The sequence below is a fragment of the Hoylesella nanceiensis DSM 19126 = JCM 15639 genome (assembly GCF_000379965.1).
GTDB classification, from domain to species: Bacteria; Bacteroidota; Bacteroidia; order Bacteroidales; family Bacteroidaceae; genus Prevotella; species Prevotella nanceiensis.
The window spans coordinates 610179-627451 of record NZ_KB904327.1 but is presented as its reverse complement, the minus strand read 5'-3'; the positions used below and the strand labels follow the sequence as shown (position 1 = coordinate 627451).

Below are 17273 nucleotides of genomic sequence, written 5' to 3'. Positions count from 1 at the left end.
CGGGTTTTTAATTGTGCAAAATATTTATTCTATTAAATTATTTCTATTATTCTTTTGGTGTATTCTCGCTAGCACCAGTAGGCTTATTGTGCCTTTTTACTGGCTTGTGTGGGCGTTTTGTGCCATTGTTCTCATTGTTATTCTTTTTAGAATGGTGAGCGTTGGGGGCTTTTACGCTATGCAGTTGAGGCTTATTGTCTTTGTTTTGACCTCGTTTGAACGATGTTTTTCTTGAAGGTTTTCTTCCTTTGGTACCCTTGTTTCGTGAGAATTTTTGAATCTTTTTATATTCTGGTCCTGTTCCAATGTTATCTGGATTAGGTGTCTTTTCAATCGTCTTTTCTAAGAATCGTTCGATTTGTTGGAAATAGAACATATCCTCTTCGCTCACAAGGGTAATGGCTTCACCATCTCTGTCGGCTCTTGCAGTTCTACCAATTCGGTGTATATAGTCTTCTACATCGTGTGGAACATCATAGTTAATAACCATTCTTATGTCATCAATATCAATTCCTCTCGATACAATGTCAGTTGCAACTAGTACATCAATTTGCCCTGCTTTAAACTTAAACATCACCTCATCTCGCTCTGCTTGCGATAGATCTGAGTGCATAGCACCACTGTTTATTTTCTTCGAAAGCAATGCTTTATTAATGTCTTTCACCTTATCTTTTTTTCCAGAGAAGATGATAACACGTTGCAAGTTGTCGGCATTAAAAAGACTAGTAACGATCTTTAATTTCTGAGGTTCATAGCAAACATAAGCCGATTGCTTTATCTTTTCAGCAGGTTTACTAACTGCTAGCTTTATGGTTTCAGGATTTTTGAGTATTGTTCGTGCAAGAGTTTCAATCTTAGGAGGCATTGTTGCAGAGAACATAATGTTCTGACAATGGGGTGGAAGCTGCTTTGCTATGGTCATAATATCATCATAAAAGCCCATATCTAACATTCTATCGGCCTCGTCAAGAATGAAGAATGAAACTCCAGAAGTATCGATGTTGCCTAAAGATAAATGCGAAATTAAACGTCCTGGGGTTGCAATGATCACATCTGCACCTAGCTTTAACGATTTAATCTCTTGGTCATAGCGGTTTCCATCGTTACCTCCATACACAGCAACACTACTTACTTCTTGTAAATAATAGCTGAATCCTTGCATGGCTTGGTCTATTTGTTGAGCCAATTCACGAGTCGGAGACATTATAATACAATTGATTTTGTCTTTGGGATAGCCTCCATCATCGAGCAAAGAGAGCACTGGAAGCAAATAAGCAGCAGTCTTTCCTGTTCCCGTTTGAGCAACACCTAAAATGTCTCTTTTATTCAAGATGGCAGGAATACACGCCTCTTGAATAGGTGTACACTCGTCAAAACGCATGTCATAGAGTGCGTCTAATATATTATCATTTAAATTTAATTCGTCAAAAAACATTCTTCTTGGTTTCTATTGTCTAAACCTTTATTATGAAATAGAATGAGGGTCTATATATAATAAAAGGTATATTGATTTGTGATTGATTAGTTTGGAGCCTTTCTATAGCAGAAATATGCAACCAAACTAAATATGATGTTGGGAATCCAGGCTGCAATTATAGGGGGCGTATTGGCATTGATTGCAAATGTTGCAGATACCGTTTGAAGCATGATATACCCGAAACTGAGGGCCAAGCCAATACCCATATAAAGTCCCATTCCACCTTTTCGCTTTCTAGAAGATAGCGATAATCCTATAGTCGTGAGGATAAATGATGCAAAAGACGATGCAATTCGTTTGTGATATTCCACCTGATACTGCACAACATTACTACTACCACGATCTATTTGCTTTGATATATAGTCTTGAAGTTGTGCACTTGTGAAGGTTTCTTGCTGTCCTTTTGAGTAAACAATGTCGGTTGGCTCCATCATTATGATTGTATCTCGCTGAGAACCTGTTGTTATCTTCTCTTTTAATCCTTCGAGTTTGCGAATCTTCCAGTTAGATATTGTCCAGTGATATTTGGTGTCTGAGATGGTATCATACTGTATTTCTGGTGCTGTCAGGTGACTAACTAGCTTCTTGTTTTCGAATTTATCAAGTGAGAATCCATAGCCTCTTTTACTGTTATTGTCGTAATGTTGAATAGAAGCAATTACTCCTTTGTCTACTTGTAATAAGGTGTTATCTGCCGAAGTGTTCTTTGTTTTATTCTTATACAATGCTTCAAAGTTCTGACGAATAACGGTTCCGTGTGGAATAACATTTGAACTTAGGTAATAAGAAAGCATTGATATCAATGCACAAGATATCATATAAGGACGCATAAGGCGTTTAAATGATACTCCAGCAGCTAGTATTGAGATGATTTCTGAATTGCCTGCAAGCTTCGAAGTGAAGAAAATAACGGCAATAAAGACAAACAATGGACTAAAAAGGTTGGCGAAGTAAGGAACGAAGTTGGCATAATAGTCAAACACAATAGCCTTTAACGGGGCATGATATTGTGCAAATCGTGCCAAATTCTCATTCACGTCGAAGACAATAGCGACAGAAATGATAAGAATAATAGAGAAAATATAGGTTCCAATAAACTTCTTAATAATGTACCAATCAAGTATCTTTATATACCTCTTAGGATTGAAATAGGCTAAAAAAGCACCATACTTCTTCAGAAAATTCCAAAGAGGAAGAAGGAAAGAAGCCTTCTCTTTAATGGTTGATGATATCTTTTGATATCGTTCTTTTATGTTTGATGTGATACTATTCATATCGTATTGTTTCGTAATCTACGCCAATATAGCTTTAAAGTCGTCTGCCAAGTTTTTCAATTACACTAGCTTTCCAGCTTGCAAAGTCGCCTTGTAAGATGTGTTGACGTGCATCTTTTACAAGTCGAAGATAGAAAGCAAGGTTGTGAATACTACCTATTTGCATCGCTAAAAGCTCTTGAGCTTTGTATAAGTGATGCAGATATGCCTTTGTATAGATAAGGTCTGTCTCGCAACCATCAATGTCAATAGGAGAGAAATCGTTTTCCCATTTCTTGTTTCTCATATTTATTGTGCCCTCATAAGTAAACAACATAGCGTTTCTTCCGTTACGAGTTGGCATCACACAGTCGAACATATCCACTCCACGAGCAATACCTTCGAGAATGTTTTGAGGTGTTCCCACACCCATAAGGTAGCGTGGCTTTGAGGTAGGTAGAATGTCATTCACCACCTCAATCATTTCATACATCACCTCAGTAGGCTCTCCTACGGCTAAACCTCCAATGGCATTACCATCTGCTCCCTTATCTGCTATGAACTTAGCAGCGTCTTTTCGCAAGTCTTTATAAGTGCAACCTTGAACAATAGGGAATAGAGTTTGTTGATAACCATAAAGTGGTTCGGTTTCATTAAAGCGCTTTAAGCAGCGATCTAACCATCTTTGGGTCATCATTAAGCTATTCTTTGCATATTGATAGTCACTCTTTCCTGGTGGACATTCATCGAAAGCCATAATAATATCAGCACCAATTACCCTTTGAGTGTCCATAACATTCTCAGGAGTAAAGAAGTGTTTAGAGCCATCAATATGCGAACGGAACTCGCAACCCTCTTCTTTTAGCTTGCGAATGCCCGTTAATGAGAATACTTGGAAACCGCCACTATCAGTTAATATAGGGCGATCCCAACCGTTGAACTTATGTAGTCCACCTGCATTCTTTAGTATATCGAGTCCTGGACGCAAATAAAGATGGTAAGTATTACCAAGTATTATCTGCGCATTTATTTGTTGTTTTAGTTCGTTTAGATGCACTCCTTTAACGCTACCGCATGTTCCTACGGGCATAAAAATAGGTGTTTCAATCTGTCCGTGGTCAGTTGTTATAACTCCTGCACGTGCGTTTGAGTTGGCATCTACGCCTTTTAATTCGAACTTCATTCTATCTATTGTTGCTTAATTGTGCTGTTCTTCTTTTGTTTTAGTATCTTCGAAAGTAAATGAAATGGCATTATCTACCTTTTCATTTGTTAGAGCGAAGGCCAAAACATCTTGTATTGTGTCTACGTAATGGAATGTAACTCCATGTAAATAGATATCTGCAATTTCCTCAATATCTTTCTTATTGTCTTGACAAATGAGGATATCTGTTATGCCTGCACGCTTTGCTGCAAGTATTTTTTCTTTGATTCCGCCTACAGGAAGTACCTTTCCACGGAGTGTAATCTCACCAGTCATAGCCACATTCTTGCGTACTTTGCGTTGAGTTAGAGCCGAAGCAATACTTGTTGCAATTGTAATACCAGCCGAAGGACCATCTTTTGGGGTTGCACCTTCAGGCACATGAATGTGAATATTCCATTGATCAAAGATGCGATAGTCTATCTTTAGCGCATCAGCATGAGCCTTAATGTATTCAAGAGCAATGACAGCACTCTCTTTCATCACATCACCTAAATTACCAGTGAGTGTAAGCTTGCCTGTTTTTCCTTTGCTTAGAGATGTTTCAATGAATAGAATTTCACCGCCAACGCTAGTCCAAGCTAAGCCAGTTACAACACCAGCATATTGGTTTCCTTGGTAAATATCTCTGCTAAATGGAGCTTTCCCAAGTAGTTCCTCAATGTTATTGGTTGTGAGTTTGTTATAAGCTAAATCGCCATCAATCTCGTATTTGAATGCAACTTTGCGCATAACCTTACCTATTTGCTTTTCTAATTGACGCACACCGCTTTCTCTTGTATACTTTTCGATAATCATTTCAAGAGTAGCTTTAGGGAAAGTGATCTTCTTAGAAAGGCTATTTAGACCAGTGTTTGCAAGCTCTTTAGGAATAAGATGACGTTTAGCGATCTCTAATTTCTCTTCAGTTATATATCCACTCACTTCGATTAGTTCCATACGGTCGAGCAATGGACGTGGAATAGCACTGATATCATTTGCGGTTGCGATAAATAATACCTTAGAAAGATCGTAGTCTAAGTCTAAGAAATTATCGTGGAACGCATTGTTTTGCTCAGGGTCTAGCACCTCAAGAAGGGCAGATGTAGGGTCGCCATGATTGCTCATAGTACCCACTTTGTCTATTTCATCGAGGATAAAGACAGGGTTTGACGAACCAGCTTTTTGTATACTTTTGATAATTCTACCAGGCATTGCGCCAATATAAGTACGTCTGTGACCTCTAATCTCAGACTCATCGTGAACGCCACCCAATGACATGCGGATGTATTTGCGCTTCATCGACTCGGCGATACTCTTACCTAAACTGGTTTTACCCACTCCTGGAGGGCCATAAAGACATATAATTGGAGCCTTAAGGTCACCCTTTAATTTCAATACAGCAAGGTGTTCTAAGATGCGTTCTTTAACCTTTTCCATGCCATAGTGATCCTTGTCGAGAATCTTTTGAGCTCTTTTAAGGTCTAACTCGTCTTTTGTACACTCGTTCCAAGGAAGCGAAACAAGTTGTTGAAGATAGTTAAGTTGAATGCTATACTCGGGACTTTGAGGATTATACATATCCAATTTCTCGAGCTCTTTGTAGAATACTTCGCTAATGTTCTCGTTCCAATCTTTCTTAAGAGCTTTCTTGCGAAGAGCCAATTTCTCAGGACTTCCTTCGCCATTGTTAAGCTCTCTCTTGATATTTTTTATTTGTTGTTGCAAGAAATATTCCTTTTGTTGCTCATCAAGGTCTTCTCTTGTCTTTGAACGAATACTTTGAATGAGATCCAATTTTTGTATTTCTTGGTCAAGGAGTTGCAATGCAATAAAGGTTCTTTCTTTGATTTCAGGAGTTGAAAGCAATTTATATTTGTCTTCAATGCTGAAAGGTAAGTTCGAACAGATATAGTTCAATGCAACGATGTTGTTACGAATGTTATTCATTGCGAATTGAGATTCGCTTGGAATATCTTCGTTTCTCAATATATATTCAGCTGTTTGCTTGCGTAAATCGTCGATAGCCATAGAGAATTCTTTATCTCTTTTGGTTGGCATCTTTTCTTGCTCGTTAGCTGTTATACCTTGAATATGAGGCTTTTCTTTTGTTATTTCGCTTAAAGAACAGCGTCCAAGACCTTGAACAACAGCTGTTACGTTGTTGCCACTGTTAGGTATTTCAATGATACGAACAAGCTTTGCGTATACACCATAGTGGAAAAGATCTTCTTTCTTTGGTGAGTCTACGTCAGCATCTTTTTGACAAAAGATGGCAAAAGTTTGGTCTTCTTTCTTTGATATCTTGTTGATTAGGCTTAAACTTTGTTTTCTTCCGATGAGAATAGGAGTTAAAACGCCTGGGAAGAGCATGAGATTGCGGGTTGCAAGAATGGGTATTTCACCCTCAACAGTAGTGTTGAAAAGAGTAGAAATATCGCCATCATAGTCGGCAATCATCTGTATTGAGCCATTTATTTTGTTGTCCATATTGTTTGTTTTTTAGGCGACAAAGGTACAAATAATAATTGATATATTATAATAAGGTGTACTAAAACTCGTTATTGAGCACGCACTTGAGTTGTAATGACCTTATTTTTGTATTATCTTGTCTTTTTAATGTCGTGTTATATGTTTATTTCTTGTATTTTATAAAGTGTAATATTGAATAACAAAAAATGAGCCAAATATAAAAATGTTAACATATTTTGTGTTGTAGATGGGTACGAATTCATTGTCTTTCTAGCTCATTTAATGAGTGTTTCGGGCGTTTTGCATTATTATTATGAGATAGATTGTTTGCTAATGAGCATGTTTTGTTGTTAAAAGCAATGCTTTTATAATTCTAAAATGGTGTTGGGGGTAGGAGAGTGAGGTGTAGATTGAGTTAGAAAAGAGCTACATTTACTGTCTTAATAGGGTGAAAAGGTGGATAAAAAGCAATGCAGTTGAAGTGTAATTGCATGGCTTTTATGAAGAAAAAGCATTGATATTAGGGGAGAATATGATAGTAATAAGGTTTGAAAAGTAATATTTTTTTGGCAAATTTTTGCTATGTTTTATTGTAAGTTGTTGATTGGTAGGTGTTTAAACTTGTGGAGTTGTGCGGGGAGTGTTAGTGTTATTAGAAGAGTTGCTCATTTTAATTGAAAATTTCTACTTATAAAATACAATACTTGCACGTCTTTCTTCTCTCCTTCAAAATATTGGTATGTATTATAAATTCTCCTCTCTTTTATTTATGAAAGATTAACTTTGTGTTCCGTTGTTTGTTTATATCGAATTGAAAACTTTTGGAGTTCACCCTCAGAATGTGTAATATTTAAAAGAAAAATACGTTAAACAAGAAGACGGAAAGGGGCGTTGTGTCTACTTTGTGAAGGATAAAGAAACAATAGGAAATGGCAAATAGTGTATTTACATTTAAGCAATTTAAGATAGAACAATCTGGTTGTGCCATGAAAGTGGGTACAGATGGTGTGTTACTTGGTGCGTGGGCAAGAGGCGGTGAACGTATTCTTGATGTTGGAACAGGTAGCGGACTGATTGCATTGATGATGGCTCAACGATGTCCTTTGGCACAAATCGTGGCTTTAGATATTGATGAAGGAGCCTATAAGCAAGCTGTTAGCAATGTTGAAGAAAGTGTTTTTAGTGATAGAGTTGCTGTTGTGCACGCATCGTTACAAGACTATTGCAAAGCAAATAAAACAGAGTTAGAAGGCTCTTTTGATGCTATAGTGAGCAATCCTCCCTTCTTTGTGAACTCCTTAAAAAGTAAAGGCGATAGTAGAACGATGGCTCGGCATACTGATACGCTATCGTTTGCTGAGTTGTTGCGCTGGGTTTCTTTTCTACTTCGAGAACAAGGTACCTTTAGTTGCATTATTCCTTCAGAAGTGTTGAACGACTTTTTAAGCGAGAGTTATATCTGTGGTTTGTTGCTGATGCATCATGTTGCAATTAAAACTGTGGAGAATAAAATTGCAAAAAGGCATCTGTTGTGCTTAGTAAAAGGAACTTGTGAAGAGGAAAAATACGAGGAACAAGTGTTGAAAGATGCTGAAGGAAAGCCATCTCTTTGGTATGATGAAATAACAAAAGCCTTCTATTTGTGGTAGAAGGCTTTTATCTTGTATTGGGATAATAAAAATATTGAGCGTAAGTTAGATGTTTAGTTTGCGTTGAATCTTCTTTCCAATCGCTTTGATGTTGCGAGTTTGCTTGGTAACATCTTCTCTTATCTGAGTTAATTCGGAGAATAATTCAGCCGCTGCATTTTGAATTTGATTGGGTTGTCGTAAGCTTCTGTCGGCTTTTGGGTTGGTAAGTATTTTTATTCCCTTTTCTTTTACTGTTACAACAATTTCCTTTCCTGTATCAATCGGGTCACCATCGTAATGAATTACGCCTGGTGCTTTTCGGTAAATCTTAATCTCTTTGCTTCTGAAAGTCTTTATCTTATTGTTTTTATCGAGTGTTTTGTTGAACATTTCGATACTTATCTGTGAAGCTTCGAGGGCGTCGAAAGGTTCCATAATAATGACGTCTATCATGCCATCACTCATCGATGCTTGTGGAGCAATATAGGCATTGTTGCCATATTGTGATGCATTGGCGCACGAAATAAGGAAAGCTTTCTTTTTAATAGTGCCATTTTCTGCCTCAATCTCATAGGTTTCAGGTTCATATTTCAAACCTTCTTTAAGGATATTCTCTAAGTATGTAATTGGACCTCGCTTGCCTGCTTCTGCAAATTTCTCGCTAATAAAAGCGTCAAAGCCCACTCCGCAAGTACAAAAGAAAGGATGTTCATTGATAATTCCATAGTCGAGGTCGGTTATCTCACAGTCGTTAAGAACCTGGATAGCTCCTTTTATCTTCATGGGGATAAGCAGATGGCGTGCAAGTCCATTGCCCGAACCAGTGGGAATGATACCTAAAGCAGTGTTAGAGTGCACAAGTGCTCTACCAACTTCATTCACTGTTCCATCTCCACCAACAGCAACTACAATGTCAATTCCTTGTTCTTTAAATTCTTTTGCAATCTCATAAGCATGTCCAGCGTATTCTGTTTCTCGAATAGAATAGTCGAATTGCTCCTTATCTAACAGCTCCTCTATTAAATAAGGTATATCTTTTTTGTCACTTGTACCCGATATTGGGTTCATAATGAACACTATTTTCTTCTTCATTTTAGTTCTATTAGTGAAAGAATTTGAGTGTAAAAAGAATGTATATTCATCTTTTTGGCAAAGATAATAAAAACGAATGGAATGTATATTTTGTTCTCTCTAAAAATTGCATTTATGCATTATTTCTTAATAAAATCTCTTTTTATACTATCTTTTTTGTATCTTTGCACACTGAAAAAATAAATAAAAGTTTATAGACCTATTAAAATGGGACAATTACAAGACAGATATAAGGCATATAGAGAGCCTCAAAAATTTATAGAAGCAGGCGTTTATCCTTATTTTCGAGCTATAACTAGCAAACAAGGCGAAGAAGTTGAGATGGAAGGACATAAGGTACTTATGTTCGGTTCTAATTGTTATACAGGTTTAACTGGTGATCAACGTGTTATAGATGCAGCAAAAGCAGCTTTAGATAAATATGGTTCTGGATGTGCTGGAAGTCGTTTCTTGAATGGAACACTTGACCTTCATGTTCAATTAGAAAAAGAATTAGCTGCCTTTGAACACAAAGACGATGCATTATGTTTCTCTACTGGTTTCTCAGTAAATCAAGGTGTATTAGCTGTTGTTGCACAACGTGGCGACTATATCATTTGTGATGATAGAGATCATGCAAGTATTGTAGATGGAAGAAGATTGTCTTTTGCAACTCAACTTCGCTACAAACACAACGATATGGAAGACCTTGAGCGTATCTTGCAAAAGCTTCCTCACGAAGCAGTTAAGCTTATTGTAGTTGATGGAGTATTCTCTATGGAAGGCGATTTAGCTAATCTTCCTGAAATTATACGTCTAAAGAAGAAATACAATTGCTCGGTAATGGTTGACGAAGCACATTCACTTGGTGTATTCGGAGAATGCGGTCGTGGTGTATGTGATCATTTTGGACTCCTTGATGAGGTTGACCTTATTATGGGAACTTTCTCAAAAAGCTTAGCATCTATTGGTGGTTTCATCGCTGGAGATAAAGATACAATAAACTTCTTGCGTCATAATTGTCGCTCATATATATTCAGTGCATCTAATACTCCTGCTGCAACAGCTGCCGCTTTAGAGGCATTACATATTCTACAAGCTGAGCCAGAAAGAATGACAAACCTTTGGAAAATTACTAATTACGCATTGAAACGTTTTAGAGAAGAAGGTTTTGAGATTGGAGATACAGAGAGTCCTATTATTCCTTTATATGTAAGAGATATCGATAAGACATTTATTGTAACAAAACTTGCATTTGATAATGGAGTATTTATTAATCCTGTTATTCCACCAGCATGTGCTCCTCAAGATACACTTGTTCGTTTAGCGCTTATGGCTACACATACAGAAGAACAAGTAGAGCGTGGAGTTCAAATCTTGAAAAAAATCTTTGTTGAACAAGGAATAATAAAATAATTTTTGAAAAATATTTGCAGGAGTAAAAAAAAAGTATTACCTTTGCAACGCAAAAATAAGGGAACACTTCTGCAAAGCGGGATGTAGCACAGTTGGTAGTGTACCTGGTTTGGGACCAGGTGGTCGCAGGTTCGAGTCCTGTCATCCCGACAATAGGAAAGAGAAACAATTTTTTTAGTTGTTTCTCTTTTTCTTTTCGTATCTTATAAGTAAGATTTTTACTTTGATTATAAATACTTATTTTTATCTTATATGCTTTTTTTTTATTCCTTAGAGTGAATGCTTGTTTCTTATATTTGCTTTTGTTGTATATTATATACAACTATTTAAGAATTCAAAACAATAAAGGCTTAATTCTCTTTGACAGCAACAACCGTCTTTATATCTTTATCAAGATAGAATGTTTGGGTGTGTTTCTTACCATCAGCAGCAACATAGTCCACCTTAATAAAGATAAGTTTGTCACCATCTTTATATGTAGGGAATTTGTAGTTGCTGTTATATACCTGCTTAATAGCTTTGTTTTCTAGCATTTTTGCAATATCCTTTTGCTTTAGATAGAAAGTTGAGTCGATCTTAGAAAAATTGATATTGCTATAATCTTTATGTATTGAATAGGTTTCAATAAAATCCTTAATCACCTTCTCACTTTGTGTCTTTTCGCCACAAGAAGAAAGGGTAGCAGCAGCAATTACTGCAACTACCCCTTTTAATATATCCTTAATTGATATTTTCTTCATTATTCAGGAATATTTTTTAGAATGTCTAATAGGTGATCCCAAACCATCTGAACAGTTGGAATTAACAAGCGTTCTTCTGGTGTGTGAACATATCTTAGAGTAGGACCGAATGAAACCATGTCTAGATTTGGATACTTTTCAGAGAATAATCCACATTCAAGTCCAGCGTGAATACCAAGTACCTTAGGTTCTTTGTTAAATAGTTTCTTATAAGAATCTACAGCAATCTTAGTTAAAAGGCTATTTGGATTCATCTTCCAAGCAGGATATCCGTCACCACCTGTTACGGTTGCGCCAGCTAGTTGGAATGTAGCTCTAACAGTGTTAGCCATGTTTTTAAGGTTACTTGAAACGTTAGAACGTTGGCTAGCCACGATGTTCATTTCCTTTTCGTCAGTTGCAACACTTGCAATATTACTTGAAGTTTCAACCAACCATTCAAGAGCTTCATCTTGACACATTGTATATATACCATTATCTACAGCTTGTAGAGCCAAGATAATCTTGTCTGCAACAGCCTTTTCAATAACAGGTGTAGCAGTAGTGTCTTCAATGTTATTTACAATGTTAGTATCTGTAACGTGGAATTCCTCCTTAACATCTTCGAAGAACTTATTCCATGCTGTTTTAACAGCTTCTTTATCTTCAGCTTTAACAGCGAATATAATTTGTCCATCTCTTGGAATAGCGTTGTGCATTTTACCTGATTGGAAGCTAGCAAGACGCAAACCATATTCTTGATTGATAGTATATAAGTAACGAGAAAGCAATTTTATAGCATTAGCACGCTTCTTGTTGATGTCATCTCCAGAGTGACCACCTGTTAAACCTTTCACAGATGCTTTAATAAACGCCCAACCTTGTGGAGCTTCTTCACGATTAAACTCAAATTTTGCATAGCTAGTTACACCACCAGCGCATGATACAAAGATTTGACCTTCATCTTCAGAGTCAAGGTTAATAAGCATATCTCCCTTTAAGAAGCCAGGTTGAAGGTTCTCAGCACCAGTTAAACCAGTTTCTTCGTCCTTTGTAAATAGACATTCAATAGGACCATGTTCGATATCGTCACTATCAAGAATTGCAAGCTCAATAGCCACTCCAATACCGTCGTCAGCACCTAATGTAGTTCCTTTTGCAGTGAGCCATTCACCGTCGATATATGTTTGAATAGGGTCATTCATAAAGTCAAACTCCACATCAACAAGTTTATCGCAAACCATGTCGGTGTGACTTTGAAGTACAACTGTCTTTCTATTCTCGTGACCCTTTGTTCCTGGTTTTCTAATAAGTACGTTTCCGCATTCGTCAACTAGTGTTTCTAAACCACGGCTTTCACCAAATTCTTTTAGGTAAGCAATAATCTTCTCTTCGTGTTTTGATGGACGAGGAATTTCATTAATCTTTGCAAACTGCTCAAAAACACGAGCAGGAGTTAAGTTTGTTTTATCCATTGTTTTGTTCTTTTTATTTATTTCTTTTTGTTGTTTACGTGTTTTCTATTATCTTTGCACCATTCTAAATGATAAATCACATAGAATATAAAATATAATAGGTATACTGCAAATATACAAAAAATGGTAGAAACTTTAATTATAAGCGTGTTAATAATTGCTATTGCAATAGCTTTATTGAGCGTAAAACTTATATTTAAGAAGGACGGAAGCTTCTCTTCTCAACATATTCACGATAGTGAAGCATTGAGAGAGAAGGGCATTCATTGTGTGATGGATCAAGATAAAGCTGCCAGAAAACAAGGCAAAGCTTATTAATCGAAAGTATAACAAGATAAATTAAATACATAATAGTATGAAAAAGAAAATGCTTTTTGGTGTTACATTGTTGGCTTCTGCTATAACATTGTCAATGTCTTCGTGTGATAAATCAAAAACACAAGAACCTCAAACTCCACAAACAGAGAAAGCAACACCTGCAGAAGGTATGAAGATTGCTTATGTAGAAGTGGATAGTATTATGACAAATTACACCTTTTGTAAAGACTATTCGTTGATTCTTCAAAAGAAAGGACAGAATATTCAGAATACTTTAGAGGCTAAGCAACGTCAACTTCAAGCTGCAGCTGCTAACTTCCAACAAAAGGTTCAACAAAATGCTTACACTCAAGAGCAGGCTCAATCTATTGGAGCTGGTTTGCAAAAGCAACAAAACGACTTGCAAGTTTTGAACCAACGTTTAAGCAATGAGTTCCAAGTTGAAACAGAAAAGTATAACAAAGCTTTAAGAGATAGTATTCAACACTTCCTTGCAGAGTATAATAAAGATAAGAAATATGCGCTTATTTTGAGCAAAGCAGGCGATAATATCTTATATGCTAACGAATCATACAACATTACAAAAGACGTAATTGCTGGTTTGAATAAAGCTTATAAGCCTTCTGCTGCAATGAAAAAAGAAGATAAAAAATAAGCTCTTTAATATAGAAAGATTGTCAACCGACTGCCCTTTACATTTTAAGGGCAGTCGGTTTTGTTTGTGTTAAAATGAAAATCTCTTAAAGTAGGAATGGGAGAGGGGTGTATTTTCTTTTAAGCTAGAATGTAGATAGTGAGAGGTTTGAGGCTTTTTCTCGTTTCTTGTGTAATGTAAGAGCGTTGGTGTTTTATAATAAATGCAGTGATTTTGCTATGCAATAACAGTTCTTTTGCAATTCAATCACATTGCTTTTAATGTATCAACTCAATGCTTGTATAAAAGAATCAAATATAGACTATTCTACAGTTATGCCCTAAAGAAAGATTGTAAACAGAATAATTAACGGAAAATAGTGAGGTATTAATTATAAGTAAAGTGCTTTCGGTCTTGTTTATGTTGTGAAAGATTGGGCTTAATACCATCTTCTTGTGTGAAGAATGATTCCTAATTTGCTAACTGATTATTCATATTTTGGTTACATTTAATATTTTGTATGTGTCGATATAAAATATTTATATTTACTTGTTCAATTGAATTTATATAAATATATTTGTCATTACAAAACTTAAATACTATAGAAGAAACCTCTATCAATTAAGAAAATTATTACATCTAAATATTCAGTATTATGAAACTAAGTATCAATAAAGTGTCTTTAGCATGGGTAGTTCTAACTATCATAGTTGCTGTTGTAAGATTATTTGTAGGTGAAGACCAGATTATTTTGCATTGGAATATCACAGGTCAGGCAGATGATTATGGCCCTAAATATCTCATTTTGCTGTTACCTCTTATTTCTCTGTTGATTTTTCTTATGCTATATTCTTATAGTAAGAACCCATATAAAATGAATACGAGAGCTCGAATAGTACAAAATGAGCATAATACAGAATTGCTTTGCCGTTATTACAGCATCGTTCAGTTGCTGGTTACTACTTTATTGCTATATCTAACGATTGCAATCGCAGGCTATGTTCCAATGTATGTCTTCTTAATATGCTTGCCAATTATTGGAGTTGCAATATATTCTGTATACACCAAGCATAAGTTAAGTCACTCTCAAAGATAGGATATGTTTATTAAAGGACATGAAGCGGTATTTATGTCAAGATAATGTAGATTGTATGTTTTTGTAAAATAATGAGACCTTTATAAATGAAGAGAACCTTTCCATTGCCGTGGGCATATAGAAAGGTTCTCTCTTTGTATATGTGTAAGACTCAACTTTAGTCTTTGTTTGCTCGTTTTCTGTCGTTGTGATCAAGAATAATCTTACGCATTCTCATGTTTAAAGGAGTAACTTCAACATATTCGTCTGCCTTGATATATTCCAAACATTCCTCTAAACTCATTACAGTCTTAGGAATAACACGAGCCTTATCATCACTACCAGAAGCACGAACGTTAGTTAACTGCTTTGCTTTAGTTACGTTGATAACCAAGTCATTATCGTGAACATGCTCACCAACTACTTGTCCGTAGTAAACATCTTCACCTGGATCGATAAAGAACTTACCACGATCTTGAAGCTTATCTAGTGAGTAAGCAAAGGCGGTTCCTGTTTCCATAACAATCATAGAGCCATTAACTCGGCGAGTAATTTCACCTTTAAAAGGTTGATATTCTTTGAAACGGTGAGCCATAATAGCTTCTCCCTGACTTGCTGTAAGCACGTTTGTACGCAAACCAATAATACCTCTTGAAGATATATTGAACTCAATATTCACACGGTCGCCTTGACTTTCCATCGAAGTCATCTCACCTTTACGGCGAGTAACCATGTCAATCATCTTACTTGCGAACTCTTCAGGAACATTGATTGTTAGCTCTTCGATTGGTTCATGTTTCACTCCGTTAATCTCTTTGTAGATAACTTGAGGCTGACCAACTTGTAGTTCGTATCCTTCACGACGCATGGTTTCAATTAAAACCGATAGGTGAAGCACACCACGTCCACTAACAATCCAGCTATCTGTGCTGTCTTCAAATGGACGAACTCGTAGAGCAAGGTTCTTTTCAAGCTCTTTTTGAAGACGTTCATTAATGTGTCTACTTGTAACAAACTTACCTTCTTTACCAAAGAAAGGACTATCGTTAATTGTAAAGAGCATACTCATGGTAGGCTCATCGATAGCTAATGGTGGAAGAGGTTCAGGGTTTTCGAAGTCAGCAATAGTGTCTCCAATTTCAAATTTATCAAGACCTACTACCGCACAGATGTCTCCTGAGCTCACTTCTTCAGTCTTAGCGTGTCCCATTCCTTCAAAAGTTCTAAGCTCTTTGATCTTAGTTTTTTCCTTAGAACCATCTCTGTGGCAGATAGTTACATTCATTCCATCTTTTAAAGTACCACGATGAACACGTCCAACGGCGATTCTTCCTGTATAATTAGAATAATCTAAAGATGTAATGAGCATTTGGGGAGTTCCTTCAAGTTGCTTTGGAGCAGGAATATGCTTAACAATTTCATCAAGAAGGTAATCTATGTTGTCTGAAGGTTGCTTCCAATCGGCAGCCATCCAACCATTCTTTGCACTTCCATACACAACTGGAAAATCTAATTGGTCTTCGGTTGCGTTAAGAGAAAACATCAAATCGAAAACCATTTCGTAAACTTCTTCAGGTCTACAGTTTGGTTTATCTACCTTATTTACAACTACAATAGGTTTCAATCCAATTTCTAGTGCCTTTTGAAGTACGAATCTTGTTTGTGGCATTGGGCCTTCAAAAGCATCAACAAGTAGAATACAACCATCTGCCATATTCAGTACTCGCTCCACTTCTCCACCGAAATCCGAGTGTCCTGGAGTATCTATAATATTGATTTTAGTGCCTTTCCAATTGATAGAAACGTTCTTTGAAAGAATAGTAATACCTCTTTCACGCTCCAAATCGTTAGCATCTAAAACTTGATCACTGTTGTCTTGTCCCTCTCTAAATAGCTTTCCGGCAAGCATCATCTTATCAACAAGAGTTGTCTTACCATGGTCTACGTGTGCAATAATTGCAATATTTCTTATATCCTGCATTGCTTTTACCATATAAAATTCGCTGCAAAGGTAGTTATTTTAATCCATAATGGATAAAAAAAACACTTTTATTTGCTTGATTCTAAATAATTATCATTACCTTTGCAGTCGCATTTTGCAAAATAACAAATTAATAATTTAAAAGTTCTATGTATTTAGATCAAGCAAAAAAACAAGAAATCTTTGGACAATACGGAAAGTCTAACACTGATACTGGATCAGCAGAAAGCCAGATAGCATTGTTCTCATACCGTATTTCCCACTTGACGGAACACCTTAAAAAGAACCGTAAAGATTATACAACTGCACGTTCTTTGACAAAGTTAGTTGGTAAGCGTCGTGCTTTACTTGACTATCTTTATGACAGAGACATCGAGCGTTATCGTGCAATTATCAAGGCTTTAGGTCTTCGTCGATAATCGTTCGTATTGCTTAAACGCATTAAAGAGACTTTTTCTAGCTTCCTTTTGGGGCAGAGAAAGTCTCTTTCTTTTGTATCTTTCCATTCTTGTTGAGAGTAAAAACATACTTATTGCTATGTAATAGGTATGTAATTAGGTTGTAATAG

The 17273-nt window shown here is 36.3% G+C and carries 14 protein-coding genes and 1 tRNA gene; 7 read left to right on the top strand and 8 right to left on the bottom strand.

Annotation, left to right across the window (positions count from 1 at the left end):
- Positions 1 to 46: 46 nt before the first annotated feature.
- From A3GM_RS0102620 to lon, 4 genes are all read right to left on the bottom strand, one after another.
- Complete coding sequence (locus A3GM_RS0102620) at positions 47 to 1435, bottom strand: DEAD/DEAH box helicase (protein ID WP_018361833.1); 1389 nt, start codon at positions 1433 to 1435, stop codon at positions 47 to 49.
- An 86-nt stretch (positions 1436 to 1521) separates the two neighbouring features.
- The gene (locus tag A3GM_RS0102615) at positions 1522 to 2751 is read right to left on the bottom strand and encodes an LptF/LptG family permease (RefSeq protein ID WP_018361832.1); all 1230 of its coding nucleotides are present in this window, start codon (positions 2749 to 2751) and stop codon (positions 1522 to 1524) included.
- Between the two features lie 34 nt (positions 2752 to 2785).
- Positions 2786 to 3913 carry a tRNA guanosine(34) transglycosylase Tgt gene (gene tgt, locus A3GM_RS0102610; RefSeq protein WP_018361831.1) on the bottom strand — a complete coding sequence of 376 codons (1128 nt, stop codon included), beginning with the start codon at positions 3911 to 3913 and terminating at the stop codon, positions 2786 to 2788.
- A gap of 15 nt (positions 3914 to 3928) precedes the next feature.
- Complete coding sequence (gene lon, locus A3GM_RS0102605; protein WP_018361830.1) at positions 3929 to 6403, bottom strand: endopeptidase La; 2475 nt, start codon at positions 6401 to 6403, stop codon at positions 3929 to 3931.
- A gap of 911 nt (positions 6404 to 7314) precedes the next feature.
- Here lon and A3GM_RS0102600 point away from each other — a divergent pair.
- A complete protein-coding gene (locus A3GM_RS0102600; RefSeq protein ID WP_018361829.1) occupies positions 7315 to 8034 on the top strand; it encodes a tRNA1(Val) (adenine(37)-N6)-methyltransferase in 720 nt (239 codons plus the stop codon).
- Positions 8035 to 8079: 45 nt separating this feature from the next.
- On the opposite strand, the gene A3GM_RS0102595 is transcribed toward A3GM_RS0102600, so the two are convergent.
- A complete protein-coding gene (locus A3GM_RS0102595; protein ID WP_025829672.1) occupies positions 8080 to 9108 on the bottom strand; it encodes a diacylglycerol/lipid kinase family protein in 1029 nt (342 codons plus the stop codon).
- A gap of 207 nt (positions 9109 to 9315) precedes the next feature.
- On the opposite strand from A3GM_RS0102595, the gene spt reads away from it, so the two are divergent.
- Together spt and A3GM_RS0102580 are read left to right on the top strand one after the other, a co-directional pair.
- The gene (gene spt, locus A3GM_RS0102585) at positions 9316 to 10503 is read left to right on the top strand and encodes a serine palmitoyltransferase (RefSeq protein ID WP_018361826.1); all 1188 of its coding nucleotides are present in this window, start codon (positions 9316 to 9318) and stop codon (positions 10501 to 10503) included.
- A gap of 77 nt (positions 10504 to 10580) precedes the next feature.
- Positions 10581 to 10653, top strand: a tRNA-Pro gene (locus A3GM_RS0102580).
- Between the two features lie 200 nt (positions 10654 to 10853).
- Here the strand turns inward: A3GM_RS0102580 and A3GM_RS0102575 are convergent.
- Both A3GM_RS0102575 and A3GM_RS0102570 read right to left on the bottom strand, forming a co-directional pair.
- Positions 10854 to 11243 (bottom strand): hypothetical protein, encoded by a 390-nt coding sequence (locus A3GM_RS0102575; protein ID WP_018361825.1) that lies wholly within the window; start codon positions 11241 to 11243, stop codon positions 10854 to 10856.
- On the bottom strand, positions 11243 to 12697 hold the full coding sequence (locus A3GM_RS0102570; protein WP_018361824.1) for an aminoacyl-histidine dipeptidase: 1455 nt from the start codon (positions 12695 to 12697) through the stop codon (positions 11243 to 11245). Before A3GM_RS0102570 ends, A3GM_RS0102575 begins: the two co-directional genes overlap by 1 nt.
- Before the next feature lie 123 nt (positions 12698 to 12820).
- Here A3GM_RS0102570 and A3GM_RS0102565 point away from each other — a divergent pair, with 123 nt between their 5' ends.
- From A3GM_RS0102565 to A3GM_RS0102555, 3 genes are all read left to right on the top strand, one after another.
- Positions 12821 to 13015 (top strand): hypothetical protein, encoded by a 195-nt coding sequence (locus A3GM_RS0102565; RefSeq protein WP_018361823.1) that lies wholly within the window; start codon positions 12821 to 12823, stop codon positions 13013 to 13015.
- Positions 13016 to 13052: 37 nt separating this feature from the next.
- Positions 13053 to 13670 carry an OmpH/Skp family outer membrane protein gene (locus tag A3GM_RS0102560; RefSeq protein ID WP_025829673.1) on the top strand — a complete coding sequence of 206 codons (618 nt, stop codon included), beginning with the start codon at positions 13053 to 13055 and terminating at the stop codon, positions 13668 to 13670.
- A gap of 634 nt (positions 13671 to 14304) precedes the next feature.
- On the top strand, positions 14305 to 14745 hold the full coding sequence (locus A3GM_RS0102555) for a DUF1648 domain-containing protein (RefSeq protein ID WP_018361821.1): 441 nt from the start codon (positions 14305 to 14307) through the stop codon (positions 14743 to 14745).
- 157 nt (positions 14746 to 14902) lie between these two features.
- On the opposite strand, the gene typA is transcribed toward A3GM_RS0102555, so the two are convergent.
- Positions 14903 to 16705, bottom strand: coding sequence for a translational GTPase TypA (gene typA, locus A3GM_RS0102550; protein ID WP_025829675.1), 1803 nt, complete (start codon positions 16703 to 16705; stop codon positions 14903 to 14905).
- 149 nt (positions 16706 to 16854) lie between these two features.
- Between typA and rpsO the strand changes: the two genes are divergently transcribed.
- A complete protein-coding gene (gene rpsO, locus A3GM_RS0102545; RefSeq protein ID WP_009228772.1) occupies positions 16855 to 17124 on the top strand; it encodes a 30S ribosomal protein S15 in 270 nt (89 codons plus the stop codon).
- Positions 17125 to 17273: the final 149 nt, after the last annotated feature.

What these genes read in the sequence shown, in the direction of transcription:
- A3GM_RS0102620 (WP_018361833.1), bottom strand. Translation starts at nt 1,435, where the DNA reads ATGTTTTTTGACGAATTAAATTTAAATGATAATATATTAGACGCACTC.
- A3GM_RS0102615 (WP_018361832.1), bottom strand. Translation starts at nt 2,751, where the DNA reads ATGAATAGTATCACATCAAACATAAAAGAACGATATCAAAAGATATCA.
- tgt (WP_018361831.1), bottom strand. Translation starts at nt 3,913, where the DNA reads ATGAAGTTCGAATTAAAAGGCGTAGATGCCAACTCAAACGCACGTGCA.
- lon (WP_018361830.1), bottom strand. Translation starts at nt 6,403, where the DNA reads ATGGACAACAAAATAAATGGCTCAATACAGATGATTGCCGACTATGAT.
- A3GM_RS0102600 (WP_018361829.1), top strand. Translation starts at nt 7,315, where the DNA reads ATGGCAAATAGTGTATTTACATTTAAGCAATTTAAGATAGAACAATCT.
- A3GM_RS0102595 (WP_025829672.1), bottom strand. Translation starts at nt 9,108, where the DNA reads ATGAAGAAGAAAATAGTGTTCATTATGAACCCAATATCGGGTACAAGT.
- spt (WP_018361826.1), top strand. Translation starts at nt 9,316, where the DNA reads ATGGGACAATTACAAGACAGATATAAGGCATATAGAGAGCCTCAAAAA.
- A3GM_RS0102575 (WP_018361825.1), bottom strand. Translation starts at nt 11,243, where the DNA reads ATGAAGAAAATATCAATTAAGGATATATTAAAAGGGGTAGTTGCAGTA.
- A3GM_RS0102570 (WP_018361824.1), bottom strand. Translation starts at nt 12,697, where the DNA reads ATGGATAAAACAAACTTAACTCCTGCTCGTGTTTTTGAGCAGTTTGCA.
- A3GM_RS0102565 (WP_018361823.1), top strand. Translation starts at nt 12,821, where the DNA reads ATGGTAGAAACTTTAATTATAAGCGTGTTAATAATTGCTATTGCAATA.
- A3GM_RS0102560 (WP_025829673.1), top strand. Translation starts at nt 13,053, where the DNA reads ATGAAAAAGAAAATGCTTTTTGGTGTTACATTGTTGGCTTCTGCTATA.
- A3GM_RS0102555 (WP_018361821.1), top strand. Translation starts at nt 14,305, where the DNA reads ATGAAACTAAGTATCAATAAAGTGTCTTTAGCATGGGTAGTTCTAACT.
- typA (WP_025829675.1), bottom strand. Translation starts at nt 16,705, where the DNA reads ATGCAGGATATAAGAAATATTGCAATTATTGCACACGTAGACCATGGT.
- rpsO (WP_009228772.1), top strand. Translation starts at nt 16,855, where the DNA reads ATGTATTTAGATCAAGCAAAAAAACAAGAAATCTTTGGACAATACGGA.